The sequence below is a fragment of the Sodalis ligni genome (assembly GCF_016865525.2).
Taxonomy (GTDB): Bacteria; Pseudomonadota; Gammaproteobacteria; order Enterobacterales; family Enterobacteriaceae; genus Acerihabitans; species Acerihabitans ligni.
In genome coordinates this window covers 917,642-943,151 of record NZ_CP075169.1, presented here as the reverse complement: position 1 = coordinate 943,151, position 25,510 = coordinate 917,642, and the positions used below count along the sequence as shown (strand labels likewise).

The following is a 25,510-nucleotide window of genomic DNA, read 5'->3' as shown; positions in this document are numbered from 1 at the left end:
TTATTGCAACTCGAATTATTGAGGCTATACAACAAATGTCCTGGAAGGCGCCGACGCTTTCGGCCTATACAAAAAACAGGCTTCCATCGGCGCAAACGATACCTTTTGCCAGAAGTTACCACCTAATCCAGGGGGAAACCATAAATTAAATTATCCTGCCAGGAAGTATAATGTTAAACGACTCTCCCCGCCTCATCAGCATGATATGCTGACAAAGGGATTATAACGGCGCACAAACGGTAAATCGGAGGACCTCAACGCAAAATTTGATAACAAAAAACCCCGACGAAACGCTGTTGGAATACGTTTTGCCGAGGCTTCGGATTAGAAATAATAATGAAAAAAAACCCTTGGATTAGATTTTTTCAGTCGAACGGACGTCTTCATCCAGCCAGGACGGCAGTTCGGTAAGCCCCATGGCCTGCCGGATCAGGCGCGGTTTTACACCGGGCAGCGTATCCGCTAAACGCAATCCGGCGTCACGAACCCATTTTTTGAGGGGATTATTGCCGTCAAACAGCTCACGCAGGGCCTGCATGCCCGCCAGCATAACGGCGGCGCTGTGCTTGCGGCGCCGTTCATAGCGGCGCAGATAGGCATAATGGCCGATATCCTTGCCGGCGATTTGCAATCGCTGCAGTTCAGACAGCAATTCGGCCACATCCATCAATCCCAGATTCACCCCCTGCCCCGCCAGCGGATGGACGGTATGCGCCGCGTCTCCCACCAGCACCAGACGGTGCGCGGCGAAATCCCGGGCATAACGGCCGGTAAGGGGGAATGTCAACCGTTCGCTTTCCAGCTTGCATAAACCGAGGGCCAGATTAAAGTGCCGGGCCAATTGCGCGGTGAATTGCTCCGCCGGCATTTGCCGCCGCTGCTCCGCCAACTCCGGCGGCAGGGACCAGACGATGGAACAGACATCGGGCTGCGCCAGCGGCAGAAACGCCAGAATTCCGTCGCCGTGAAACGCCTGGCGGGCGATGCCGCCGTGGGGGCGCTCGGTACGCACGGTGGCTACCAGGGCATGATGCTGGTAATCCCAGAAAGTCAGCGGAATATCGGCATAGCGCCGCAGCCAGGAATCGGCGCCGTCCGCCCCCACCACCAGCCGGGCGGTCAGCATCCGATCGTCATCCAGGGTAATAAACGCCTCGTTTTCGCCCCAGGCTACTTGCCGTAGCGACGCCGGGCAAAACAGCTCGACATCCGATAACCCGGCGGCCCGGCGCCACAGTGCCTGATGGATGACCGGATTTTCGATAATGTGCCCAAGCTGCTCGAATCCCAAGGGACCGCCGTCAAAGGCGATTTTACCGAAGCTGTCGTTATCCCAGACTTCCATGCCCCGGTAGGGCGTGGCGCGCACCGCGACGATATCGTCCCATACCCGGACATGCCGCAACAGGCGCTGACTGGCGGCATTGATGGCGGAGACCCGAAGCGCCGGACTTTCGGCCGGGGGAATCGCTTCCGGCATCCGCTGCTCCACCACCGCGACGCGCAAGCCGCTGCCCTGCAGACCGCAGGCCAGGGTCAAACCCACCATTCCGCCGCCGTTGATCACCACATCGAATGCTTGCATAGCTGAAGTCCTCGTTGAAGGCCGGAAATTAACGCTCCACCCAGCCCAGGGTGCGTCGCGCGAGGGTGTCCCGCAGCCAGGGTGAATGCGCCATGGCCAGCAGCCCCAGATTACGGGCAATCACCAGCGGCGGGTGCCCGTTGGCAAACACGTCGATTAGCCCGTCGGTAATGCCTACCGTTCCGGACTGATCGGGCAACCGGCGCTGTTGATAGCGCTGCAATACCGCATAGCCGCCGGGATCGAGCCCCTGTCCCGCCGCGTCCGCCAGCGTCTCCGCCAGGGTCATCACGTCGCGCAACCCCAGATTGAACCCCTGCCCGGCGATGGGGTGCAGGGTTTGCGCCGCATTGCCCACCAGCGCCAGGCGATGGGAGATATGATGCGAGGCGGTACGCAGGTGCAGGGGATAAATCTGCCGTTGCCCCACGGTAACAATCCGCCCAAGGGACCAGCCGAACGCCGTCTGCAACGCCTCCCGGAACCGGGCGTCATCCCAGGCGCCGACCTCTTCCCGCCGTGACTCGGGCAAGCACCAGACCAGCGCGCTGCGTCCCCCCGACAAGGGCAGTAACGCCAGCGGCCCGTGTTCGGTAAAGCGCTCAAAGGCCCTGCCCCCGTGGGGCATTGCGGTGGAAACGTTGGCAATGACCGCCAGTTGCCGGTAATCCTGCTGCCGCCACTGGATATTGCATTGCCGGGCCACGGGAGAATGGGAACCGTCCGCCGCCACCGCCAGCCGGCCGGTCAATACCCCGCCGTTATCCAGCCGCACTTCCACATCGTCCCGGCGCCGGGTCAGGGTGGCGACGGTGGCGGGACAATGCAGCCTGACGCCGGGCGCCCGGCGCAACAGCGAAAACAGCCGCTGCCCCGCGTCATGCAGCTCCACCACGTAACCCAGCGCGGGTACCCGGTAATCCCCGGCGTCAAGCCGTACCTTGCCGAGGTGGCCGCGATCGCTGACCTGCACCTGGGTAATGGCGGTAGCGCCGGGCATCAGCGCCGGCCAGACGCCTATAGCGGTTAATTGCCGGCAGGTCCCCTGGGCAAGGGCAATGGACCGGCCGTCATAGCCGGGGTGGCGATGGCTTTCAGGAGCGGCGCTTTCCACCAGATCGATGTCGAGCCGCCCCCCGGTCAGATGGGACAATGCCAGCGCCAGGGTGGCGCCGGCCATGCCGCCGCCAATGATGATTACCGTCATGAATTAGCGCGCCGCCGCCATTAGCGCTTCGATGGCGTCCGGATCCTTCACCACCGAATCGGTAAGGTTTTCGTTGCCCTGTTCGGTAATGAGGATGTTATCTTCGATGCGGATGCCGATACCGCGATAGGCTGGAGGCACGTCTGCATCCAGAGCGATATAGATGCCCGGCTCAATGGTCAGCACCATGCCCGGCGCCAGGATCCGGCCCCGTTCGGGCGTACCGTAATCCCCCACGTCATGCACATCCATCCCCAGCCAGTGGCTCAGCCCGTGCATGAAGAAACGCCGATGGGCCTGCTGGCCGATCAGGGTGGTTACGTCACCCTTCAGGACCCCCAGCTTCACCAGGCCGGTTACCATGATTTTCACCACTTCCTCGGTCACGTCGCGGATACTGGTGCCCGGTTTGAAGAGCGCCAGCGAGGCATTCAGCGACGCCAGCACGATATCATAGACGGCACGCTGTTCGGCGCTGAACTTGCCGCCCACCGGGAAGGTCCGGGTGATATCCCCCGCATAGCCCCGATACTCGCAGCCGGCGTCAATCAGCACCAGATCGCCGTCCTTCATGATCGCTTCATTTTCGGTGTAATGCAGAATGCAGCCGTTCACACCGCTGCCAACAATAGTGTTATAAGAGGGGAAACGCGCGCCGTGGCGGTTGAATTCGTGCAGGATTTCCCCTTCCAGCTGATATTCATACATGCCCGGCCGGCAGGCCCGCATAGCGCGGGTATGGCCCAGGGCGGTGATTTCACCGGCGCGGCGCATCACGGCGATTTCTTCCGCCGATTTGAACAAGCGCAGCTCATGTGCCCAGGGACGCCAATCAGTCAGCGTAGCCGGCGCCTTTAACTGCTGGCGGTAACCGCGCCGCAGCGTTGCCAGGGCATTGAACACCAGTTCGTCGGCGAACGGATATTCCCCCTGCGCGTGATACACCACGTCCAGGCCGTTCAATAACAGGTGCAGCTGATTTTTGATCTCATCCCAGGGCAAGGCCCGATCCACCCCCAGCTTGGCCGGCGCGGCTTCCTGGCCCAGGCGGCGGCCGAACCAGGTTTCCGCGGTTAAATCCCGCACCCGGTTGAACAGTACGCTGTGATGGTGGGTTTCATCGCTTTTAATCAGGATCAGCGCGGCTTCGGGCTCGTTAAAGCCGGTGAAGTACCAGAAATCGCTGTTTTGACGGTAAGGATATTCACTGTCGGCATTACGTGTCGCTTCCGGCGCAGCGAAAATTACGGCGGCGCTGGCCGGAGACATCTTTGCCAGTAACGCCTGACGACGGCGTAAATATTCTTGTTGAGTCATCACTCTCTCCTGCCTTTTCATGGTGATGGTATTGACCGGCTATCGCCGTGCCGGCGGCCTGATACCTGAGCGGGCCAAAGGCTCAATGCAAGGTCGGTTTGGGTTTTTCCTGCGGCGCGGATGATTCCGGGTGCGTAAAATCATTATGACAAAGAATCGCCGCCATACGGACATATTCGATGACTTCTTCCAGGGATTGCGCCAACTCCTCCTGATCTTCGTCTTCGTCATAACCCAGCTGGCCGATATTACGCAAATCGTCAATCGCCTCCCGCACCTCTCCTTTGACTTTATCCAGCTGGGGCTGGACAACTCCCAGCCCCAGCAGGAAATGATTGACCCAGCCCGCCAGGGCGTCCACCCGGTCAAACACCGTCGCACTTTCGTCATCCGGCAGCAGCAGCTGGAACATGAACTCTTCGTCCTCCAGCGAGTGGGCGGTGCTCTCATGCAGCTGGCGCAAGGGTTCCGCCAGGGTCTGCGAGAAAGCCAGCCCTTCATTGGTCAACTCATGCACCAGGGTCTGCCAACTGTGGTCCCGGTTTCCGCCGCACAGCATTCCGCTGATCAAACCATGCATTTCCGCCGACGTTAACGCCACCGCCTGCTGGGTAAGCAGCTGATTCAGATTTTCATAGTCCGGCAAGGTATTTTGTATAGACATGCGCTTTCATCGTCGTTGGCAGGATAAGTTCGTGTTATGCTACCACCAAGGTCCGTCGCTATACCAGAAAGGGCTTGTAACTTCTGTTTTATATAGATTGTTTTATATAGATTGATTATAGTAGCGTCCGCTTTTGCTCCCGCAATGGTGAAACGGGTGGCGGTAAGCGTTGGCGCGGCAACAATGCAGGAAGGTGGTATGTCCGCACAACCGGTAGATATTCAAATATTCGGCCGCACGTTAAGGGTGAATTGCCCGCCGGAACAACAGGAAGCGTTGAACCAGGCGGCCGAGGATCTTAATCAGCGGTTGCAAGATCTTAAAGTTCGAACTAGAGTCACCAATACGGAACAGCTTGTTTTTATCGCGGCCTTGAACGTCTGTCACGAACTGGCGCAAGAAAGGTTGAAAACGCGCGATTATGCGGCCAATATGGAGCAACGAATCCGGTTATTGCAGCAAACGATCGAACAAGCCTTGGTAGAGCAAGGACGGATTTCCGAACGTCCGGGAACGCAGTTCGAATAGCAGTATGCAGTTCGAACAGCAGCAAGGGGTTCGAATAGCAGCAAGCAGTACAAATAACGATAGTCGCCGGGGTTTCAGCCCGCGAATCGTACAAATAAAATTTCTCTGAGGTGTTCGCCAGCGGGCCAGTCCCCTGAGCCGATAATTTATACCACAAGAATGTGGCGATCTTTAACTGGTGCGCATGCTCGGTTCGTCCGAGAAGCCTTAAGGTTAGAACGCTGCGTTCACCTTGAACCATGGGTTCAAGGGTTACAGCCTGCGGCGGCATCTCGGAGATCCCCTTTCCATACCATCGTCTTTTCTATGACTCCAGCGTCGGACAAATCAATCCTGCGGCAGTCCATCCGCAATCAAATCCGTCAAGCACGGCGAGCGTTAAGCCCCCGGCAGCAGGCCGACGCCTCAAACGCGGTTACCGAACGCTTGCTGGCGCATCCGCGCATCGCCGCCGCCAAAACCCTGGCGCTGTTTTTATCCTTTGACGGCGAACTGGATACCCGGCCGATAATCGATGCCCTCCGCCAGCGCGGCCAGCAGATTTACCTGCCGGTGCTGCACCCGTTCAGCCCGGGACATTTGCTGTTCCTGCGCTATGATGCCGATACCCCGCTTACGGTCAACCGCCTGCGCATCAGCGAACCCAAACTGGATATCACCCGCCTGCTGCCCCCGGCGCGGTTGGATGTGCTGTTTACCCCGCTGGTGGCGTTTGATGCACAGGGCCAGCGGCTCGGCATGGGCGGCGGTTTTTATGATCGCACCTTGCGGCACTGGCGGCGGGAGTCGGGTTTTTACCCCATCGGCCTGGCCCATGATTGCCAGCAGGTGGAACAGGTGCCGGTTGAACCCTGGGATATCCCCCTGCCGGAAATCATCACGCCCTCTCGTCAATGGCAATGGTAAATCTCAATCACGCCTGAGACGGCGGTCACGCCAATGAGCTCCCTCCGGCCAATGGAATCAGTCGGCCTCATTGCGCCAAGCAATTCAAGCCGGCTTAGGCGGTCAGGCCAGCGTCAGGGTAAACGGCTGCTGCCGCAGGGCGGATTCAATCTCGGCGGGGATGCCGCGATCGGTTATCACCTGCGTCAGGTCGGACAGGGGCGATACGCAAAACAGGGAATAGGCGCCGTATTTGCTGCTGTCCGCCGACGGGCATTGGCGGCCAGATCCCGCTTCAGGCCGGCCTTCTCTTCGGTGGGGGTGGTGATGCCTTTGGGCAGGCTCCAGGAGTTGCAGCTGATAAAGGCGATATCCGGGTAGATATTGCGCAGCAGCTGGCGACCGTGCTCGCCGATACAGGACTGGCTGCTGTCATCAATACGGCCGCCGATGATGGTCACTTCGATCTGTTTGAATTCGGACAGAAGCAGGGCGATATGCAAATCGGCGGTAATCACCCGCAGCGGCAAATGGGTAAGGTTGCGCGCCAGTTCCAGCATGGTGGTGCCGGCATCCAGCACCACCGAATCGCCGGGCTGCACCAGCTGCGCCGCCAATTGGGCGATAGCCCTTTTTTCCGGCAGATTGCGCTGCATTTTTTCATTGGTGGTGGGCTGGCTCGGAACGAATCGGTTTAAAGTCACTCCACCATGGCTGCGGCTGATCACACCCTGTTCATCGAGTTTGATCAGATCGCGCCGGATGGTCGCGGGTGAAGCAGATACGGCCGCGACCAGTTGATCTACAGTGACCAGATTATGGCTTTTAAGAAAATCCATAATCTGATCCAGACGACTTTGTCCTTTCATAACATCCGCTTAACTGTACCATGACTATGCCATGACTATACCATGACTAGGCCAGTTGCATGGCTAACTGAATCGATATGGCCATGCTCTCAGACTTGGCTTTGCCTGTCCAGGCAATATCGAAGGCGGTACCGTGGTCGGCTGAAGTCCGAATAAAAGGCAGCCCGGCGGTGATATTCACTCCATCATAAAAACCAAGTAATTTCAACGGAATATGTCCCTGATCGTGATACATCGCCACCACCATGTCGTATTGCCCCTCATAGGCTTGCAGGAAAACGGTATCCGGCGGACAGGGACCGAATACATTTATCTTTTGGGCCTTCATCTCCTCAATGGCCGGACCGACGATGGTAATCTCTTCATCGCCGAATAAACCATGTTCGCCGGCATGGGGGTTGACCCCGGCCACCGCGATGCGCGGCGCTGAAAATCCTACCCGTTTAAGAAAGGTATCGGCGATGCCAATAACCGTTTTAATGCGTTCGCGGCTGAGCGTGTCAAGGAATTTCCGCAGCGCGATATGGGTGCTGACATGGATCACCTTCAGCTTATCGGTGTAAAGCACCATGGCGAAATCGCGGCTGCCGGTCAGTTCGGCCAGCAGTTCGGTATGCCCCGGATAGATATGCCCGGCGGCATGCAGCGCTTCCTTGTTCAGGGGGGCGGTGGCGATCCCCTGCACCTCTCCCGCCATGGCCATGGCCGAGGCCTTGGCGATGCAGCGATAGGCCAAATCGCCGGCGGCGGGTTGCACTTGTCCCGCCACCAGCGCTGCCGGGTCCGCCAGCGGCACATCGATAACGTTAATGACGCCGGGGGCGAAAACTGCCTGATCCGCTCTTTCTATGGACTTCAGCTCCGCCGGCGGCGTAATGCCCAGTGCCTGAATGCGCCGAAGGGTTTGCAGACAGCCCACCACCACGGCCCTGCATCCGGACAGTTCGCCCTGCGCCAGGGATTTCAAAATAATTTCCGGACCGATGCCTGCCGGATCACCCATAGTGATTGCTATCGTTTTATTTACCACTGTACATCTCCTCAATAAAATAAAGTGCATCGCGCAAGGTGGTTTCATTACCAAAACCGCCGGCTTTGGTTATCACTGGTAAATCATCAATCTCACTGTTCACAAAAGTGCCGCAGGGCACGCAGGGCGCCACCTCGGCGGCAATGCGATATCCCTCGGCCCCAAGCGCCCGGGCCACGGCGATGGCAATATCGCCGCCGGTGAGAAACAGTCCGCCGATTTGTGCGCCGGCGATGATTTGCCGGGTGATTTCGCCAAGACGTAAACCGATGTAATCCCCTAACTGCTGGCGCGTATAGCCGTAGCGGCGGCACAGCTCGTCAATGGCTTGCCGTGCCCCGACGTCACGACAGGTGCGCAACACGCAGTGCTGCCGATCCTCCAGCACCGTCACCGCCGCCCGGACATAAGGGAAGAGGGTTTCCGGTTCCGGCGACGCCAGCAGTGTTTCCACATCGATATCCACAATGCCCAGCGACTTCTCACGTGCGGCATACGCTATTTGCCGCTGGGTTATTTCACTCATGGACCCGGCCACCGCCAATACCGGCAGGCGCTGTTTGGGCGTGAGATAGCTCGCGGGAGGCAAGGCGTTGGCCAGGCCCGCGGCGCCGACCAAAATATAAGAAGCCGTCAAATTGCCCACCGCCTGGGCTATTTGCACCAAATCACCATCGAGTTCGGCATCCATGACCACACAGCAGGGTCCTTTGGTCGCCAATTGCTGCAAAAAGACGCTAAGCTCGTCGCCCCGGACAGTCTCAAGGCATGCCTCGTAAACCGGCAATGTGCTTTGTAAACCGATAAGCGTGCCGATATGCGAGGATAAAATCGGTGTTTTCGGATCGCTGGCAAACTCGGTTTCCACCAGGGGAATTCCCTGGACCAGACACTGGCCCTCGCGGGTGGTGCGGCCCGCAGCCGGAATGGCGGCGGCGATAATGGCAAGCATTGCGCCGCTTGCCTTCATGGCGGCGGCGATCTCCGCCCCGACGTTACCGCGAAAAGTAGAGTCGATTTTTTGTAGATAATCGGTTGCCCGGCTTTTTCCTGAAAAAACGGCCGCAGCGCCTCGCTGACCTTCAGCCCCGCCTCCTCCGCGCTCAGCGCACGGCTTTCAGTATTGATAACCAGAACATCGGCCCGCGGCGACACGGTAGCCCGCTCGTCAAGCAGCACCTCGGTTCTCGCCCCCTTCTTCGCCAACTGCACGCCGGTGTCGTTAGCCCCGGTAAAATCATCGGCCACCACTACCAGTTTCATGCTTTATTCTCCCGAAGTACGGATGCTGCATTACGTTTTGCCACCCAGGCACAAAGCAACGGGGTCAGGATGGCGGTCGTAATCACCGATGCGGCAATCAGCGGTGCGGCGGCGGCGGCGGCCGACGCCATGGAAGGATCGGCCTGGGCTATGGCCAGCGGAGTCGCCACGGCGTTGCCCGCGGTGCTTGATGCCGCGGCGCCGGCGATACCCGATCCCCCCACCAGCCGATCGACCCGTATATTAAAGAAACCGCCCAGGACGGTGACCAGTATGCCCAGCACAACCCCGGCCACCCCGCCTTTTACCAGCATATCAAGATTAATGCCCGCCCCCAGAGCGAAGGCGAACAGCGGAATCAAAATCGGACCGCCGCGGGTAAGAAAATCACGCATTTGATGATCAAGGTTACCCAAAATCATGCCCACCACAATCGGCACCAATACCGCCACCAGCGCCATAAACGGAATATTAGCCATCCCCGCCGCCCCCAGGGCTATCATGGTAAACAGCGGGCCGTCCCCCAGAGACAAAATGGAAATGGCCCCCAGATCCCGTTCGGTGCCATACTCACCCACCAGCGCGGCGTAAAGACCACCGTTGGCATTCGCCATCGCCACGATAACCGTCAGGCTGGAAAGGCCGTAGATACCGCCGGTGCCAAACAAATGTTCAATACCAAAGCCTAACACCACCCCCACCAAAACCTTGGTCACCGTGATAGTGGTCCCTTGCAGCAACGCCCGCGGAGCGGCCTTAAAACTGATACCGGCCCCCATGCAGAGTAAAAATGCGCCGATAAGCGGCAGGGCGCCGTGCTTAAACAGCGCCGAAGTAAACCCCCCGATCTCCAGCGATTGCGGAGCAAAGGTATTGAGTAAAGCGGCGAGAATCAGCGGGACCAGCATCATCCCCCCCGGCATTCTCTCAATGGTTGCTTTGATTTTCATTCTGCCCTCACATGTATGATTACATTTAATCATAATGATTATATTGAGTCAAAATATAAAAAATGCGATCTAGATCTGATTATTACCAGTCATGATAAACTGAAATGATTATGAATAAGACCAATTTGATTGAATAGAATCACAACAGCACAATCGCCCGTTTAAGGGGAGTCGCGTGTTAAAGGGAGACCGCACCAATGGGGTCGAATCGGGCGTGGTTTTCCCGCCCAACCGAGCGCCCCATGGCGCGGTAGGCCCGCTACCACCGGACGTGCAACGAATGTATTCAAGGGAGACCGCACCAATGGGGTCGAATCGGGCGTGGTTTTCCCGCCCAACCGGGCGCCCCATGGCGCGGTAGGCCCGCTACCACCGGGCGTGCAGCGAACCTGTTAAAGGGAGACCGTGACAATGGGGTCGAAGCGGGCGTGGTTTTCCCGCCCAACCGAGCGCCCCATGGCGCGGTAGGCCCGCAGACACCGATCGTGCAGCGAACCTGTTAAAGGGAGACCGTGACAATGGGGTCGAAGCGGGCGTGGTTTTCCCGCCCAACCGAGCGCCCCATGGCGCGGTAGGCCCGCAAACACCGATCGTGCAGCGAACCTGTTAAAGGGAGACCGTGACAATGGGGTCGAAGCGGGCGTGGTTCTTCCGCCCAACCGAGCGCCCCATGGCGCGGTAGGCCCGCAAACACCGGACGTGCAACGAACGTGTTCAAGGGAGACTGCACCAATGGGGTCGAAGCGGGCGTGGTTTTACCGCCCGCCGGAGCGCCCCATGGTGCGGTAGGCCCGCTACCACCGGACGTGCAACGAACGTGTTCAAGGGAGACTGCACCAATGGGGTCGAAGCGGGCGTGGTTCTTCCGCCCAACCGAGCGCCCCATGGCGCGGTAGGCCCGCTGACACCGGGAGTGCAGCGAACCTGCTAAAGGGAGACCGCACCAACGGGGATGCAGCGGCTATCTCGCAGCCGCCGCAGTCCCCTCAAGGCGCCGGCCCCCGCCCTGGGGCCAAAACCTCAGTACAGCAAACGCGCCCGGATCGTGCCGGGTATCGCCTTAAGCAATTGCAAAGCGGTATTTTCCGCATCGGTTTCCACGTCTATCACCACATAGCCTATATCCGCCGTGGTTTGCAGATACTGGGCGGCAATGTTAATACTTTGTTCGGCGAAAATCTGGTTGATACGGGTCAAAATACCGGGACGGTTCTCATGAATATGCAGCAGCCGGCTGACGTTTTCACCATGCTCCGGCAAAGAAACCTCCGGGAAATTCACCGCGGACAAAGTAGACCCGTTATCGGAATATTTCGCCAGCTTACCCGCCACCTCCGTACCGATATTCTCCTGCGCTTCCTGGGTCGACCCGCCGATATGCGGCGTCAGGATAACATTATCGAATTCGCACAGGGGCGAAACAAACGGATCGGTATTGGTGGCCGGTTCTTCAGGGAAAACGTCCACGGCTGCGCCGGCAAGATGTTTACTGGCCAAGGCATCGCACAGCGCCGGAATATCCACCACCGTACCGCGCGCGGCGTTGATAAACAGCGCGCCTTTTTTCATCTGGCCGAATTCCGCCGAGCTCATCATATTCCGAGTGGACTGGGTATCGGGCACATGCAGGGTCACCACATCGCTGAGGCCAAGCAATTCCGGCAGCGAATCCACCTGATGGGCATTGCCCAGCGGCAGCTTGCTCTCGATATCGTAAAAGTAAACCTGCATACCCAGGCCTTCCGCCAGGATACCCAATTGCGTACCGATATGGCCGTAACCGATGATGCCAAGCTTTTTGCCCCGGGCTTCGTAGCTGCCCTGGGCCTGCTTGTTCCACTGGCCGCGATGGGCTTTGGCATTGGCTTCCGGCACACCGCGGATCATCAGCAGCATCTCGCCGATGACCAGCTCGGCCACGGAACGCGTATTGGAAAAAGGCGCATTGAATACCGGCACGCCGCGTTTCAGCGCGGCCTTGAGATCAACCTGATTGGTGCCGATACAAAAGCAGCCCACCGCCACCAATTTTTCCGCGGCGGCAAACACCTCTTCCGTCAGGTTGGTGCGGGATCGGATGCCGACGAAATGCGCATCGCGAATGGATGCCTTCAATGACTCGGTGTCCAATGCGCCTTTATGGTATTCGATATTGGTATAACCGGCATGCCGCAGATTATCGATGGCGGTCTGATGCACGCCCTCAACCAATAGAAATTTGATTTTGTCTTTTTCCAACGATACTTTCGCCATTTCCCGACCCTTTTTGATACTTCAGAAGCGGCTGCAAAACACAGCACCCGGACAAAATAACAAATATTGCCGCATCGGCAAGTTCATTGACCAAAGTCCGCCCAGCACAAGAGCCGAACATAAGTGATTGCTATGGATAATTCTTCTGGAGGGACAGGCATACGTCCTATATATGGCAGTTAAATGACTTAAATGTGATATTTATCACTGAATTTCAGATAAAGAATTAAAAAATGCTATGTAAACAAAATTAACACTTATCCGTCGCCCGCAGTCAGGCCGGCATCGGTAACAATATCCCTGCCCGGCCGGCCCGCCCATGGGAAATCCGCGGCTTATTCGATAACCTTGACGCCCTCCGGAGTGCCGATCAGCGCTACGTCAGCGCCGCGCCGCGCAAACAGCCCGACGGTAACCACCCCCGGCAGAGCGTTGATTTTATCTTCCAGCGCCACTGCATCCAATATTTGCAGGTTACGCACATCAAGAATGATATTGCCGTTATCGGTCACCACCCCCTGGCGATATTCGGGCAAACCGCCCAATTTCACCAGTTCACGGGCCACATACGCCCGCGCCATAGGGATCACTTCAACCGGCAGGGGAAATCTTCCCAATACGTCTACCTGTTTGGACGCGTCGGCAATGCAGATAAAACGGCGCGCCACGGCGGAGATGATTTTTTCACGGGTCAACGCCGCGCCGCCGCCTTTAATCATCTGCATATGGCTGTTGATCTCATCCGCCCCGTCGACATAGATATCCAGCGAATCCACGCTGTTTAAATCAAGCAAAGGGATCCCCAGCGCTTTCAATTTCGCCGACGAAGCCTCGGAGCTGGATACCGCCCCGTCTATCTGGTGTTTCATGGTGCCCAGAGCGTCAATAAAATGCGCGGCGGTGGTACCGGTGCCGACCCCGACGATGGTACCGGGTTGAACATATTTCAATGCCGCCCAGCCTACCGCTTTTTTAAGTTCATCCTGCGTCATGGTATGTTTTTCCTATGGAAATCCAACTTGCCGGTATTATAAAGCAATATCCGGCCAAAAAGCTTGAATTCCGCCGCAACGGCACGCGCCCGGACCACTCCACCCTCATCCATAAGATTTTAAGACCTTACCGGGGCAAAACTATGGCATAGTGCAGGGATACACCGACGTTAGGGGACGAAGATTGAATGAAACGCCCGGACTATCGAACGCTGCAGGCGCTCGACGCCGTGATACGTGAACGAGGTTTTGAACGTGCCGCGCAGAAACTCTGTATAACGCAATCCGCGGTATCGCAACGCATAAAACAGTTGGAAAATCTTTTCGGCCAGCCGCTGCTGGTACGTACCGTCCCGCCCCGGCCGACGGAACAGGGCCAAAAGCTGCTGGCATTATTGCATCAGGTGGAGTTGCTGGAAGATGAATGGCTCGGCACCGATAACGGCAGCGATACTCCCCTGTTGTTATCCCTGGCGGTCAATGCCGACAGCCTGGCCACCTGGCTGCTGCCGGCGCTGAAACCGGTACTGACCGATTCGCCCATCCGGCTTAATTTGCAGGTTGAGGATGAAACCCGCACCCAGGAGCGCCTTCGGCGCGGTGAAGTGGTGGGGGCGGTGAGTATCCAGCCCCAGCCCCTGCCCAGCTGCCTGGTGGATCAACTGGGCGCCCTGGATTACCTGTTCGTGGCATCGAAACCTTTTGCCGACCGCTACTTTCCGAACGGCGTCACCCGCAGCGCGCTGCTGAAAGCGCCGGCGGTGGCGTTCGATCATCTTGACGACATGCATCAGGCGTTTTTACAGCAGAATTTCGATCTGCCGCCGGGCAGCGTGCCCTGCCATATCGTCAACTCATCGGAAGCGTTTGTCCAGCTGGCTCGCCAGGGCACCACCTGTTGCATGATCCCCCATTTGCAAATCGAAAGAGAGCTGGACAGCGGCGAGCTGATTGATCTTACGCCAGGGCTGTTCCAGCGCCGGATGCTGTTCTGGCATCGTTTTGCGCCGGAAAGCCGGATGATGCGTAAAGTGACCGATGCCTTGCTTTCCCATGGCCGCCAGGCTTTGCGCCAGGTTTAAGGCTGAGGCCGCAGTTCAAATACCACGTCGACCTGATCGTCGAAACGAATGGTCTGCTGCGCATAGGTTTGCGCGGCATCGGTTTGCGCCATGGCGTCATTGGCTTTGAACATCCGGGCTACCGGAACCGGCTGATAGTTGGCCACGTGGTAACGGATACTGTAAATCGGTCCCAGCTGGGCCTTGAAGCCTTCCGCCAGCGCACGGGCCTGGGAGGAGGCATTTTCCATAGCCTGGCTGCGCGCCTTGTCGCGATAGACGTCCGGATTGGCCACGCCCAGTTCCACCGCCCTGATTTCGTTCAGGCCGGATTTCAGCGCGCCGTCCAATAGTTCATTGAGTTTATCAAGCTGCCGCAGCGTAACCTGGACCTGGCGCACCGCGCGGTAGCCTTTCAGCACCGATTCGCCGGTTTTCAGGAAGTCATATTCCGGCTGGGTGCGCAGATTGGCGGCATTGATGTCTTTCTTCTCTACGCCGTTTTTAGCCAGAAAATCAAAGTATTGCGCAACGCGCGCGTCCGCCTGTTTCTTGGCGTCGCCGGCGTCCTTGGACGAAATGGAGACTTCTATGGTCAGGGTGGCGATGTCCGGCACCACCTCCACGCTTGCGGCGCCGGAGGTGATGACGTGCGGCCCGGCGGGCAGCTCCGCGGCCGGCGCCTGGGTGGATAACGCCCCCCACCCCAATATGGCGGCTAATGCTAATGCCTTGACCTTCATGGTACCTCCCGTCGAGTTGGATTGCAGATATACTCATCCTGATGCAGCATATCATTACCGAATTTCATCTTATGGCTATGTTATTTGCAGTTATTTACCGTTTGGTTATGCTGCATCGGCAGAGTAACGCGCCGTGCGTCCGGTAAAATATAGGAGGAGTCTTCAAACGGGGCATTTGCGGTAAGCTATTGTAAATGCGTCATGAGCAACGACAGCGGCCAGGACTGACGCGCCAGTTTCAGCGCCACCATCCACATCACCATTCCCACGAACAGCTGGATGCCCCTTTGTACCGGCGGCCGGTTCAGCCAGGGGGAAAGCCGTGCCGACAGCAGGGCCAGTCCGTAAAACCACACCACCGAGGCGCCGATGGAACCGGCGGCAAAGAAGCGTCGCGCCAACGGATCTAACTGACCGCCGAGGCTGCCCAGCACTACCAGGGTATCGAGATAGACATGGGGATTGAGCCAGGTCACCGCCAGCATGGTCATCACCACCCGGCCTCGGCTGGCGGGGAGCATACCGGCCCGGTCCGCCATCGCCTCGTCGCCGCGCCAGGCATGCCTGACGGCGTTAAATCCATACCAGGAGAGAAACGCCACCCCCGCCAGGGTGACGGCTTGCAGCAGTACGGGCGAGCGCGACAGCAGCGCGCTGCCGCCAAACACGCCCGCCGAGATAAGCACCATGTCGCTGAGCAGGCACAGAGAAGCAATCAACAGATGATATTGCCGGCGGATGCCCTGATTCATGACCAGTACGTTCTGCGGTCCAAGCGGGACAATGGTTGCCATGCCGAGGGCGAACCCTTGGAACAGTACAGTCCACATGCCGTATTCCTTTTGTTATGCAATAGAAAATACCGGCAGTGTAATGAAAAGCCATCATCAGTTGAAATGGAAATTTCTAATTAATAATTAGCAAAACTAATAATGGGCGTTTGGCCCGAGGCAGCGGGCCGGCTGCGTAGGAGGGGCACATCAGCATCCGATCACTTTGACAGGCCCGCTGCCACGTTCGGTGATAGCGGGCCGAGCCATGGGGCGCTCTGGCGGGCGGGAAAACCACGCCCGCTTCGACCCCATTGGCGCGGTCTCCCTTTAACACGTTCGTTGCACGTTGGGTGCTCGCCCTTTGACACGCGATCCCTTACGCATACTCGATTCAATCGGGACTAGCCTGCCGTGGGCCCCTCCGCCGCCGGGGCCGGCTTTTTGGATTCATCCTCGTTGGCGGCGGTCTGCGGTTTGGGGGTGCGATACATATGCACATCCATTTGCGGATAGGGTATGCCGATTTGTCGTTCATCAAACGCGTGTTTGAACCGTTCCAGCCAGTCGAAGGTGACGTTTTGCAGGTCGCCGCTCTTGACCCAGGCCCGTACCATAAAATCCAGTGACGATGCTCCCAGGTTGTTGAGCCCCACGGTAATGCCCATATTTTTCAGTACGCGGCTGTCCGCCTTGATAATGTCAGTGATCACGGATTTAACCGTGTTGATATCGGCGTCGTAGCTGACGCTGATGGTGAGATTCACCAGCCGGTTGGGCTCGCGGGAAAAATTGGTGATATTGCCTGCCAGGATTTTGCCGTTGGGCACCACGATCATTAAGCCGTCGTAGGTGCGCAGGGTGGTGGAAAAAATCTGCACGATCAGCACCGTGCCCGCGGTTCCGCCGAAATCCACATACTCGCCGGCGCGAAAAGGCCGGAATGTCACCAGCAGCACGCCGGCGGCAAAATTGGCCAGCGAACCTTGCAGGGCCAAACCTACCGCCAGGCCGGCGGCGCCGATGACCGCGATAACCGACGCGGTCTGAACGCCCACCCGGCCCAGCGCGGCAATCACCGTAAAGATAATGACGCCATAACGGATGATGGACGACAGGAAGTCCGCCACCGTGATATCGATATGGCGGGATCGCATAAGCTGATTGACGGTGCGGGAAATCACCCGGGCGATGAGGATCCCTGCAAAGAGAATCACCAGCGCGGCCACGATATTCACTGCGTAAGAAAGCAGTAACTGCTCGTTATTAACCAGCCAGTTGCCGGCATGGTCGATTTTATCGACGACGTTTAGGTCTTCCATTCTATTATCCTACCCTCTGGTGTAAGGCGAAAAAAAACCGGCCGGCCATACCTGCCGACAACAACGGAGTTTCTTAAGCGTAACCAATAATCGTTTTCGACGCCAATCAACGGCTGAAAAAAGGGCAGGAATATTCCTATAATTCATTATGTTAAAGGCCTCCGGTTTGGAGGCCTTTTATCACAACGTCTTTTGCAGAACGGAAATTACAATACGTCGACAGCGTTCAGTTCATGGAACGCCAGCTCAAGACGGGCAGCCATGGACGCTTGGCCGGCACGCAGCCAAGCGCGGGGATCGTAGTATTTCTTGTTCGGTTTATCTTCGCCTTCGGGGTTGCCCAACTGCGATTCCAGATAACCGGCATTTTTGTGGTAATACTTCAAAATACCTTCCCAGGTTGCCCATTGGGTATCGGTATCGATGTTCATTTTAACCACGCCGTAGCTTACCGCTTCCTTGATTTCTTCCGGAGTGGAGCCCGAACCGCCGTGGAACACCAGGTTCAGGGAATTGGCCGGCAAACCGTATTTTTCGGAAACGAATTTCTGCGAGTTATCCAGGATTTTCGGGGTAAGCTTCACGTTGCCCGGCTTGTATACGCCATGAACGTTACCGAAGGAGGCGGCGATGGTGAAACGTGGGCTGATGGCATTCAGCTTTTCATAGGCATAGGCCACGTCTTCCGGCTGGGTATAGAGTGAAGAGTTGTCCAGATGGCTGTTATCCACGCCGTCTTCTTCACCGCCGGTACAGCCCAGTTCAATTTCCAGGGTCATGTTCATCTTAGCCATGCGTGCCAGGTACTTGCTGCAAATGGCAACGTTTTCTTCCAGCGACTCTTCCGACAGGTCGATCATGTGGGATGAGAACAGCGGCTTACCGGTCTTGGCAAAATGTTTTTCGCCGGCATCAAGCAGGCCGTCAAGCCACGGCAGCAGTTTTTTAGCGCAATGGTCGGTGTGCAGGATAACCGGCACGCCGTAGTGTTCGGCCATATGATGCACATGCAGCGCACCGGAAATAGCGCCCAATACGGACGGCGTCTGGCCTTCGGCCTTCAGGCCTTTGCCGGCGATGAATGCCGCGCCGCCATTGGAGAACTGAACGATGACCGGAGCGCGCACTTTCGCGGCGGCTTCCAGCACGGCGTTAATTGAATCGGTACCTACACAGTTAGCGGCGGGCAGAGCAAAGTGGTTTTCCTTCGCTACGGCAAATACTTTCTGTACATCGTCACCGGTGATAACACCTGGTTTTACAATATCGAAAATCTTAGACATATTGCTTTGTCCTGTTTTGTAGGCCATTAAAAAAGAGGGACTGGACACCGTTGCCCCGTACAGACTTCGCAACGGCGAAAGCGCGCGCCGATAATGGCGCGCGCCCGGCTTGCTGTTGCGTTACTGTTTGGCTCGCTCTTCAAGCATCACCACGGCAGGCAGTTTTTTACCTTCCACAAACTCCAGGAAAGCGCCGCCGCCGGTGGAAATATAGGAAATTTGATCGGCAATGCCGAAAAGATCGATGGCCGCCAGGGTGTCGCCGCCGCCGGCAATGGAGAACGCTTCGCTTTCGGCGATGGCCTTGGCGACGATTTCGGTACCTTTACGGAAATTAGGGAATTCGAATACGCCCACCGGACCGTTCCAAAGAATGGTCTTGGCTTTTTTCAGGATTTCCGCCAGTTGTGCGGCGGAAGCATCGCCGATATCGAGCACCTGTTCATTGTCTTTGATATCGCTGGCCGACTTCAGGGTCGCCGCGGCGGTTTCAGAGAATTCAGTGGCGACGCGCACGTCGGCGGGCACCGGGATTTCACAGATTTGCAGCAGGCGTTTGGCTTCGGGGATCAGATCGGCTTCGTACAGGGATTTGCCGACATTGTGTCCCTGGGCGGCAATAAAGGTATTGGCGATACCGCCGCCGACAATGAGCTGGTCGGCAATCTTGGACAACGAATCCAGCACGGTCAGCTTGGTGGAGACCTTGGAACCGCCGACGATGGCAACCATCGGACGCGCCGGGTTGCCCAGGGCTTTGCCCAGGGCTTCCAGTTCATTGGACAGCAGCGGGCCGGCACAGGCTACCGGGGCAAACTTGCCGACGCCGTGAGTGGAAGCCTGGGCGCGATGGGCAGTACCAAAGGCATCCATAACATAGACGTCGCACAGGGCGGCATATTTTTTCGACAGGGTTTCGTCGTCTTTCTTTTCGCCTTTATTGAAGCGGACATTTTCCAGCACCACCAGCTCACCGGCAGCCACGTCCACGCCGTCCAGATAATCCTTGGCCAGACGAACCGGCGACGACAGCTTGTCCTTCAGATAATTGACCACCGGCAGCAAAGAGTATTCTTCATTATATTCGCCTTCGGTCGGACGGCCGAGATGGGACGTCACCATTACATGCGCGCCCTGTTTCAACGCGGCTTCAATGGTAGGCAATGAAGCGCGGATGCGCGCGTCGGACGTTACTTTGCCGTCTTTAACCGGAACGTTCAGATCCGAGCGGATGAGTACTCGTTTACCAGCCAGATCCAGATCAGTCATCTTAATTACAGCCATGGTGAACCCTCTTGTTTGATTCTTGTAAAGTTGCCTGGGCGGCGGGAAGACGAGTTGCCGTCCGCCGGCCTGGAAGCTGCTTACGGTCAACGCCCGCCGGAAGAGTGCCCGGACGGCGGTGCCGCGCTTTTATATATGTCCCGCTCTTGTTTTATCACCGGGGTTTTTAACATACCGGCCTGGAGGAATCGTTGCTTGTCGTGCTCACGTGTCCCGCGGTAGGCCGCCGTCCGTCCGGACGAGGATAATGTTGAAAACGATCGTGACGGTAGAGCATGTTATACAGTCAACTATACCACTAAATGCGTCCCATGCCGCTTTTTGCGAAAATTCAAGCCCGACGGACGGCTGTTAAAAAGACCGCTGAACAAAGGGCTGCTCGGATGGCGACAACGTTGACGGTTCCGATTATAAACGGTCATCCACATGAACAAAAGCGCACCCATATGGTTGACTGAAACGCTTCAGCTAGAATAATCAAAAAAAGAGCGCAGCGGAATTATTTTGGCAAATATGTGATGGAGATCCGTTTTCGCTGGATAAAACGGTGTTTTTTTGCACAAATAGTCGAGAAAAATCAGACTTAAGCCAAACGAGCGGGACGCGGTCACCATTGCCGGCCGTTTTACAGGGGAGGTCCCATTCTCAGAGGCTTCGCAAGGCCTTTTTGGAAAAATCCCGTTTGGAAAATATTGACGATGCCAATGCAGCCACGTAATAATCGTTTCTGCAGTTGCCCGCAGGGCGCTGTCGTAGGCGTTACCGTCATCCAACGCGTCCTTTGTCGAGAGGATCCCAGCAGGGAGTGTCTCGAAGTCCATAATAAAGGAGCAGCGAACCATGAAAATGACCGGCAACACTATCCTCATCACCGGCGGTACCAGCGGCATCGGCCGGGCGCTCGCCGAAGCTTTTCACGACCGCGGCAATCGGGTTGTCATCGCAGGGCGAAGGCAGTCCCTGCTTGATGAAATAACGGCAAGCCGGCCTGGCCTGATCGGAATGACGCTCGATCTCAATGACCCGGCCTCATTGTCTCAATTTGCCGGCGACGTGCGCGCGCGTTTTCCAGAACTGAACGTGCTTATCGCCAACGCCGGTATTTCTCGGGCGGAGAACATGACCGCGGATGGCTGGGATGTTTGTGCCGCTCAGGCGATAGTGGAGACGAACATCCTGGGAGTGCTGCGCGTGACCGCGGCTTTCCTGCCGGTGCTGCAAGGGCGGCCGGACGCGGCAATCATGGCGACCAGTTCCAACCTGGCTTTCGTACCCCGGGCCGATTTTCCGAGTTATTGCGCCAGCAAAGCATTCCTGCACTCCTGGCTTCAATCGCTGCGCCATCAGTTGCGTCATGTTCCCGTCGAGGTGCTTGAACTGGCGCCGCCCTACGTACAGACGGAACTCACGGGCGAACAGCAGGCCTCCGACCCGCGCGCGGTTCCGCTCGCGGCATACGTGGCGGAGGTTATGCAGTTGCTGGCGGCGGGGGATCACCCCGGCGGTGAAGTGCTGGTGGAGCACGACAGAACCCGGCGCTGGGCCGAGCGGGATGGTCGCTATGACGCCATATTTGCCGCCATGAACCCACGCTAGAACCAGCCGAAGATTTGTCTCCGTTCCGGGCGTAACATAAAAAAGGCACCCGAGGGTGCCTTGAAAGATTTTATTGAATTTACGCCAGCAGCGTGCGCGCCTTATCCAATACATTTTCGGCGGTGAAACCGAACAGTTTGAACAGTTCTTCGGCCGGAGCCGATTCGCCGAAACCGGTCATGCCGATGATTGCCCCGTTCAGGCCAACGTATTTGTACCAGTAATCCGCGATACCCGCTTCAACGGCCAGACGCGCCGACACCGCTTTGGGCAGTACCGCTTCGCGATAGGCCGCATCCTGCAAATCGAACACCTCAGGCGAGGGCAATGATACCACCCGGACCTTGCGGCCTTCCCCGCTGAGTTTTTCCCACGCGGTTACCGCCAGCGCCACTTCCGAACCGGTGGCGATAATAATCAGCTCAGGCGTACCGTCGGTATCTTTCAGTATATAACCGCCGCGGGCGATATCGGCCAACTGTTGCGGCGTACGCTGCTGCTGCACCAGATTCTGCCTGGATAACACCAGGGTGCTCGGGCCATGGGCATGTTCTATGGCCTGCTGCCAGGCCACGGCGGATTCCACCTGATCGCAGGGCCGCCAGGTGCGCATGTTCGGCGTCAGGCGCAGGCTGGCCAGCTGTTCCACCGGCTGGTGGGTTGGTCCGTCTTCCCCCAGGCCGATTGAGTCATGGGTATAGACGTAGATGGAGCGGATTTTCATCAATGCCGCCATGCGCACCGCGTTACGGGCATACTCCACAAACATCAGGAAGGTGGCGGTATAGGGTATAAAACCGCCGTGCACGGCGATACCGTTGGCGATGGCGGTCATGCCGAACTCGCGCACGCCATAGTGGATATAGTTGCCCGCCTGGTTGTCGCCAAGAGAAACCGACTTCGACCAAATGGTGAGATTGCTGGGCGCCAGGTCGGCGGAGCCGCCCAAAAATTCAGGCAACAGCGGCCCGAAGGCTTCCAGGGCGTTTTGCGATGCCTTGCGGCTGGCGATGCTGGCCGGGTTGGCCTGGAGCTTTTCGATGTAGGCTTGGCTCTGCTGCCGCCAATCGGCGGGCAGACGGCCTTCGATGCGGCGTTTGAATTCCGTCGCCAGTTCCGGGTAGGCCTTTTCGTAAGCGGCGAATTTTTCGTTCCAGGCGGCTTCACGGGCGGCGCCGGCGGACTTGGCGTCCCAGGCGTCGTAAATTTCCTGCGGGATGACGAACGGCGCTTCGTTCCAGTCCAGCTGCTTGCGGGTGGCGGCCACTTCGGCATCACCCAGCGGCGCGCCGTGGGCGTCATGGGAACCGGCCTTGTTCGGCGAACCGAAGCCAATCACCGTTTTGCACATCAGCAGCGAGGGCCGATCGGTAACGGCTTTGGCCTGTTCAATGGCGGCCTTGATGGCTTCGCTGTCATGGCCGTCTACGCCGCGCACCACGTGCCAGCCGTAGGCTTCAAACCGTTTGGCGGTGTCGTCGCTGAACCAGCCTTCCACATGCCCGTCGATGGAGATGCCGTTGTCGTCGTAAAACGCCGTCAGCTTACCCAGCTTCATGGTGCCGGCTAAAGAGCAGACTTCGTGGGAAATCCCTTCCATCATGCAGCCGTCGCCCATAAACACATAGGTGTGGTGATCGACGATGTCATGGCCCGCACGGTTGAACTGCGCCGCCAGGGTACGTTCGGCAATGGCCATGCCCACGGCGTTGGCAATGCCCTGCCCCAGGGGTCCGGTGGTGGTTTCAACCCCATCGGTGTAGCCGTATTCCGGGTGTCCGGGGGTTTTGGAATGCAGTTGGCGGAAATTTTGCAGTTCGGACATCGGCAGGTTATAGCCGGTGAGATGCAGCAGGCTGTACAGCAGCATGGAGCCATGGCCGTTGGACAAGACAAAGCGATCGCGGCCGGCCCATTTCGGGTTGGACGGATTGTGCTGCAGATAGTCTCGCCAAAGGACTTCGGCGATGTCGGCCATGCCCATGGGGGCGCCGGGATGGCCGGATTTAGCTTTTTGCACAGCATCCATGCTCAAAGCGCGAATGGCGTTCGCCAATGTTTTACGGGGTGTCATTTTTATACTCCAGTTCGGATTGAATAGTGTCTCGTTGACCAAGCTATATGAAAATCAATCACTTAACTTCAGAGACTAAGAAAGAAAATATCGCTAAATGTAACCTAAATTGGTAATAAATGTATATGCAGGAATGCGCGAAATATGAGGTGAGATTCAGGCGGAGGGGTGTTCGAGCCGCCGGGGGCGGGTAATGGCGGGTCGTTTCCGGCAGGATGGGCGCTGATGTTACGCTGGGTTGCAGCTTCAGCGATAGGGGGTCTACCGTGCCATGGCGCGGTTTCCCTTTTACAAGTCAGGTTGAAGCTTCAGTGATAGCGGGCCCACCGTGCTATGGCGCGGTCTCCCTTTTACAAGTCAGGTTGAAGCTTCAGTGATAGCGGGTCTACCGTGCCATGGTGCGCTCCGGCGGCCACAAGATGGCCGCTTCGGCACCATTGGCGCGGTCTCCCTTTTACACGCCGGGTTGAAGCTTCAGTGATAGCGGGCCTACCGTGCCATGGTGCGCTCCGGCGGCCACAAGATGGCCGCTTCGACACCATTGGCGCGGTCTCCCTTTAACACGCCGGGTTGAAGCTTCAGCGATAGCGGGCCTACCGTGCCATGGTGCGCTCCGGCGGCCACAGGATGGCCGCTTCGACACCATTGGCGCGGTCTCCCTTTTACACGCCGGGTTGAAGCTTCAGTGATAGCGGGCCTACCGTGCCATGGTGCGCTCCGGCGGCCACAGGATGGCCGCTTCGGCACCATTGGCGCGGTCTCCCTTTAACACGCCGGGTTGCAGCTTCAGCGATAGCGGGTCTACCGTGCCATGGCGCGCTCCGGCGGCCACAGGATGGCCGCTTCGACACCATTGGCGCGGTCTCCCTTTAACACGCCCGGTTTAGCTTTCGGTGTTTGGGGAGTTATCAGGCTTTTTTTGCGCCTTGGATATAGAGCATTTCCAGGGCCAGAGTGGCGGCGGCCAGGGCGGTGATTTGCGCGTGGTCGTAGGACGGCGCCACTTCCACCAGATCCATGCCGACGATATTCAGCGACTGCAGGCCGCGCACCAGCTTTAAGGCCCGATCGGTGCTGAGTCCGCCGATCACCGGCGTGCCGGTACCCGGCGCATGGGCCGGATCCAGGCAATCGATATCAAATGTCAGGTAAACCGGCAAATCGCCGACAATGCCTTTTACCTGGGCAATGATATCTTCCACGCGGCGATCGTTAACCTGCGCCGCGTCCAGCACGGTGAAGCCGTTATCGCGATCGTATTCGGTGCGAATGCCGATCTGCACCGAGTGCCGCGGATCGATCAACCCCTCGTTAGGGGCGTGGAAGAACATGGTGCCGTGATCGAATTTGCTGCCGTTGGCATAGGTATCGGTATGGGCGTCGAAATGCACCAGCGCCATTTTGCCAAATTGCCTGGCATGGGCGCGCAGCAGAGGAAGCGTGACAAAATGATCGCCGCCGAACGATAACAGCCGTTTGCCCGCCGCCAGCAGGCGTTCCGCATGCTGTTGCAGTTTGTCGCTGAAATCCTGGGCATCGCCGAACTCAAATACCAGGTCGCCGCAATCCACTACCTTCAGGCGCTGGCGGACATCAAAATCCCAGGGCCAGCGGCAGCCTTCCCAGGCCAGGTTGGTTGAGACCTGGCGAATAGCCGCCGGACCGTGCCGGCTGCCGGAACGTCCGCTGGTGGCCATATCGAAAGGTATACCGGTGATAACCCAATCGGCATCGCTGTCGTAGGGGTTGAATTCCAGCGGCAGCCGCAGAAAACCGAACGCATTGGAAACCAGGGAGTTATCGTATTGATGGCCCAGGGTGCTCATGTTTGTTC

At 57.7% G+C, this 25,510-nt stretch carries 21 protein-coding genes, 1 other RNA gene and 2 pseudogenes; 5 read left to right on the top strand and 19 right to left on the bottom strand.

Annotation, left to right across the window (positions count from 1 at the left end):
* Positions 1-355: 355 nt before the first annotated feature.
* The 4 genes from ubiI to GTU79_RS04345 all read right to left on the bottom strand — a co-directional run bounded on the left by ubiI (position 356) and on the right by GTU79_RS04345 (position 4,773).
* Positions 356-1,585 (bottom strand): FAD-dependent 2-octaprenylphenol hydroxylase, encoded by a 1,230-nt coding sequence (gene ubiI / locus GTU79_RS04360; RefSeq protein ID WP_214513718.1) that lies wholly within the window; start codon positions 1,583-1,585, stop codon positions 356-358.
* A 28-nt stretch (positions 1,586-1,613) separates the two neighbouring features.
* On the bottom strand, positions 1,614-2,792 hold the full coding sequence (gene ubiH / locus GTU79_RS04355) for a 2-octaprenyl-6-methoxyphenyl hydroxylase (RefSeq protein WP_203522764.1): 1,179 nt from the start codon (positions 2,790-2,792) through the stop codon (positions 1,614-1,616).
* A gap of 3 nt (positions 2,793-2,795) precedes the next feature.
* Complete coding sequence (gene pepP / locus GTU79_RS04350) at positions 2,796-4,109, bottom strand: Xaa-Pro aminopeptidase (protein WP_132923364.1); 1,314 nt, start codon at positions 4,107-4,109, stop codon at positions 2,796-2,798.
* Between the two features lie 82 nt (positions 4,110-4,191).
* On the bottom strand, positions 4,192-4,773 hold the full coding sequence (locus GTU79_RS04345; RefSeq protein ID WP_132923365.1) for a YecA/YgfB family protein: 582 nt from the start codon (positions 4,771-4,773) through the stop codon (positions 4,192-4,194).
* A gap of 198 nt (positions 4,774-4,971) precedes the next feature.
* Here GTU79_RS04345 and zapA point away from each other — a divergent pair, with 198 nt between their 5' ends.
* From zapA to GTU79_RS04330, 3 genes are all read left to right on the top strand, one after another.
* Positions 4,972-5,301: a cell division protein ZapA gene (zapA, locus tag GTU79_RS04340; RefSeq protein WP_131867692.1), complete on the top strand. Its 330-nt coding sequence runs from the start codon at positions 4,972-4,974 to the stop codon at positions 5,299-5,301.
* Between the two features lie 99 nt (positions 5,302-5,400).
* Positions 5,401-5,584, top strand: a non-coding RNA gene (ssrS, locus tag GTU79_RS04335) — 6S RNA.
* 23 nt (positions 5,585-5,607) lie between these two features.
* A complete protein-coding gene (locus GTU79_RS04330) occupies positions 5,608-6,207 on the top strand; it encodes a 5-formyltetrahydrofolate cyclo-ligase (protein ID WP_203522765.1) in 600 nt (199 codons plus the stop codon).
* Between the two features lie 102 nt (positions 6,208-6,309).
* Here GTU79_RS04330 and GTU79_RS04325 read toward each other — a convergent pair.
* The 6 genes and pseudogenes from GTU79_RS04325 to rpiA all read right to left on the bottom strand — a co-directional run bounded on the left by GTU79_RS04325 (position 6,310) and on the right by rpiA (position 13,543).
* Positions 6,310-7,055: pseudogene (locus GTU79_RS04325) on the bottom strand (DeoR/GlpR family DNA-binding transcription regulator).
* A gap of 46 nt (positions 7,056-7,101) precedes the next feature.
* A complete protein-coding gene (locus tag GTU79_RS04320; RefSeq protein ID WP_132927877.1) occupies positions 7,102-8,115 on the bottom strand; it encodes a D-threonate 4-phosphate dehydrogenase in 1,014 nt (337 codons plus the stop codon).
* A pseudogene (dtnK, locus tag GTU79_RS31275) lies at positions 8,075-9,348 on the bottom strand (D-threonate kinase). Before dtnK ends, GTU79_RS04320 begins: the two are co-directional and overlap by 41 nt.
* Positions 9,345-10,298 (bottom strand): 2-keto-3-deoxygluconate permease, encoded by a 954-nt coding sequence (locus tag GTU79_RS04310; protein WP_132923369.1) that lies wholly within the window; start codon positions 10,296-10,298, stop codon positions 9,345-9,347. Before GTU79_RS04310 ends, dtnK begins: the two are co-directional and overlap by 4 nt.
* A gap of 1,020 nt (positions 10,299-11,318) precedes the next feature.
* Positions 11,319-12,551: a phosphoglycerate dehydrogenase gene (serA, locus tag GTU79_RS04305; protein WP_132923370.1), complete on the bottom strand. Its 1,233-nt coding sequence runs from the start codon at positions 12,549-12,551 to the stop codon at positions 11,319-11,321.
* A 335-nt stretch (positions 12,552-12,886) separates the two neighbouring features.
* The gene (gene rpiA / locus GTU79_RS04300; protein ID WP_203522767.1) at positions 12,887-13,543 is read right to left on the bottom strand and encodes a ribose-5-phosphate isomerase RpiA; all 657 of its coding nucleotides are present in this window, start codon (positions 13,541-13,543) and stop codon (positions 12,887-12,889) included.
* A gap of 188 nt (positions 13,544-13,731) precedes the next feature.
* On the opposite strand from rpiA, the gene GTU79_RS04295 reads away from it, so the two are divergent.
* Complete coding sequence (locus GTU79_RS04295; RefSeq protein WP_132923372.1) at positions 13,732-14,625, top strand: LysR family transcriptional regulator ArgP; 894 nt, start codon at positions 13,732-13,734, stop codon at positions 14,623-14,625.
* Here GTU79_RS04295 and GTU79_RS04290 read toward each other — a convergent pair.
* The 6 genes from GTU79_RS04290 to GTU79_RS04265 all read right to left on the bottom strand — a co-directional run bounded on the left by GTU79_RS04290 (position 14,622) and on the right by GTU79_RS04265 (position 20,863).
* Positions 14,622-15,347 carry an oxidative stress defense protein gene (locus tag GTU79_RS04290; RefSeq protein ID WP_132923373.1) on the bottom strand — a complete coding sequence of 242 codons (726 nt, stop codon included), beginning with the start codon at positions 15,345-15,347 and terminating at the stop codon, positions 14,622-14,624. The genes GTU79_RS04295 and GTU79_RS04290 overlap by 4 nt on opposite strands.
* Positions 15,348-15,532: 185 nt before the next feature.
* Positions 15,533-16,177, bottom strand: a complete 645-nt coding sequence (locus GTU79_RS04285) for a LysE family transporter (RefSeq protein WP_203522768.1) — start codon at positions 16,175-16,177, stop codon at positions 15,533-15,535.
* Between the two features lie 344 nt (positions 16,178-16,521).
* Positions 16,522-17,439, bottom strand: a complete 918-nt coding sequence (mscS, locus tag GTU79_RS04280) for a small-conductance mechanosensitive channel MscS (RefSeq protein ID WP_203522769.1) — start codon at positions 17,437-17,439, stop codon at positions 16,522-16,524.
* Positions 17,440-17,645: 206 nt separating this feature from the next.
* A complete protein-coding gene (gene fbaA, locus GTU79_RS04275; protein ID WP_132923376.1) occupies positions 17,646-18,722 on the bottom strand; it encodes a class II fructose-bisphosphate aldolase in 1,077 nt (358 codons plus the stop codon).
* Positions 18,723-18,842: 120 nt separating this feature from the next.
* The gene (pgk, locus tag GTU79_RS04270; protein WP_203522770.1) at positions 18,843-20,006 is read right to left on the bottom strand and encodes a phosphoglycerate kinase; all 1,164 of its coding nucleotides are present in this window, start codon (positions 20,004-20,006) and stop codon (positions 18,843-18,845) included.
* A 464-nt stretch (positions 20,007-20,470) separates the two neighbouring features.
* Positions 20,471-20,863 carry a hypothetical protein gene (locus tag GTU79_RS04265; RefSeq protein ID WP_203522771.1) on the bottom strand — a complete coding sequence of 131 codons (393 nt, stop codon included), beginning with the start codon at positions 20,861-20,863 and terminating at the stop codon, positions 20,471-20,473.
* On the opposite strand from GTU79_RS04265, the gene GTU79_RS04260 reads away from it, so the two are divergent.
* A complete protein-coding gene (locus tag GTU79_RS04260; protein WP_203522772.1) occupies positions 20,847-21,602 on the top strand; it encodes an SDR family oxidoreductase in 756 nt (251 codons plus the stop codon). The two genes, GTU79_RS04265 and GTU79_RS04260, sit on opposite strands and share 17 nt — an antisense overlap.
* Before the next feature lie 79 nt (positions 21,603-21,681).
* Here the strand turns inward: GTU79_RS04260 and tkt are convergent, their stop codons facing one another.
* The 3 genes from tkt to speB form a co-directional block, all read right to left on the bottom strand.
* A complete protein-coding gene (gene tkt / locus GTU79_RS04255) occupies positions 21,682-23,676 on the bottom strand; it encodes a transketolase (protein ID WP_203522773.1) in 1,995 nt (664 codons plus the stop codon).
* 697 nt (positions 23,677-24,373) lie between these two features.
* Complete coding sequence (locus tag GTU79_RS30975; protein WP_275956918.1) at positions 24,374-24,508, bottom strand: hypothetical protein; 135 nt, start codon at positions 24,506-24,508, stop codon at positions 24,374-24,376.
* Between the two features lie 76 nt (positions 24,509-24,584).
* The gene (speB, locus tag GTU79_RS04250; RefSeq protein ID WP_203522774.1) at positions 24,585-25,502 is read right to left on the bottom strand and encodes an agmatinase; all 918 of its coding nucleotides are present in this window, start codon (positions 25,500-25,502) and stop codon (positions 24,585-24,587) included.
* Positions 25,503-25,510 lie beyond the last annotated feature (8 nt).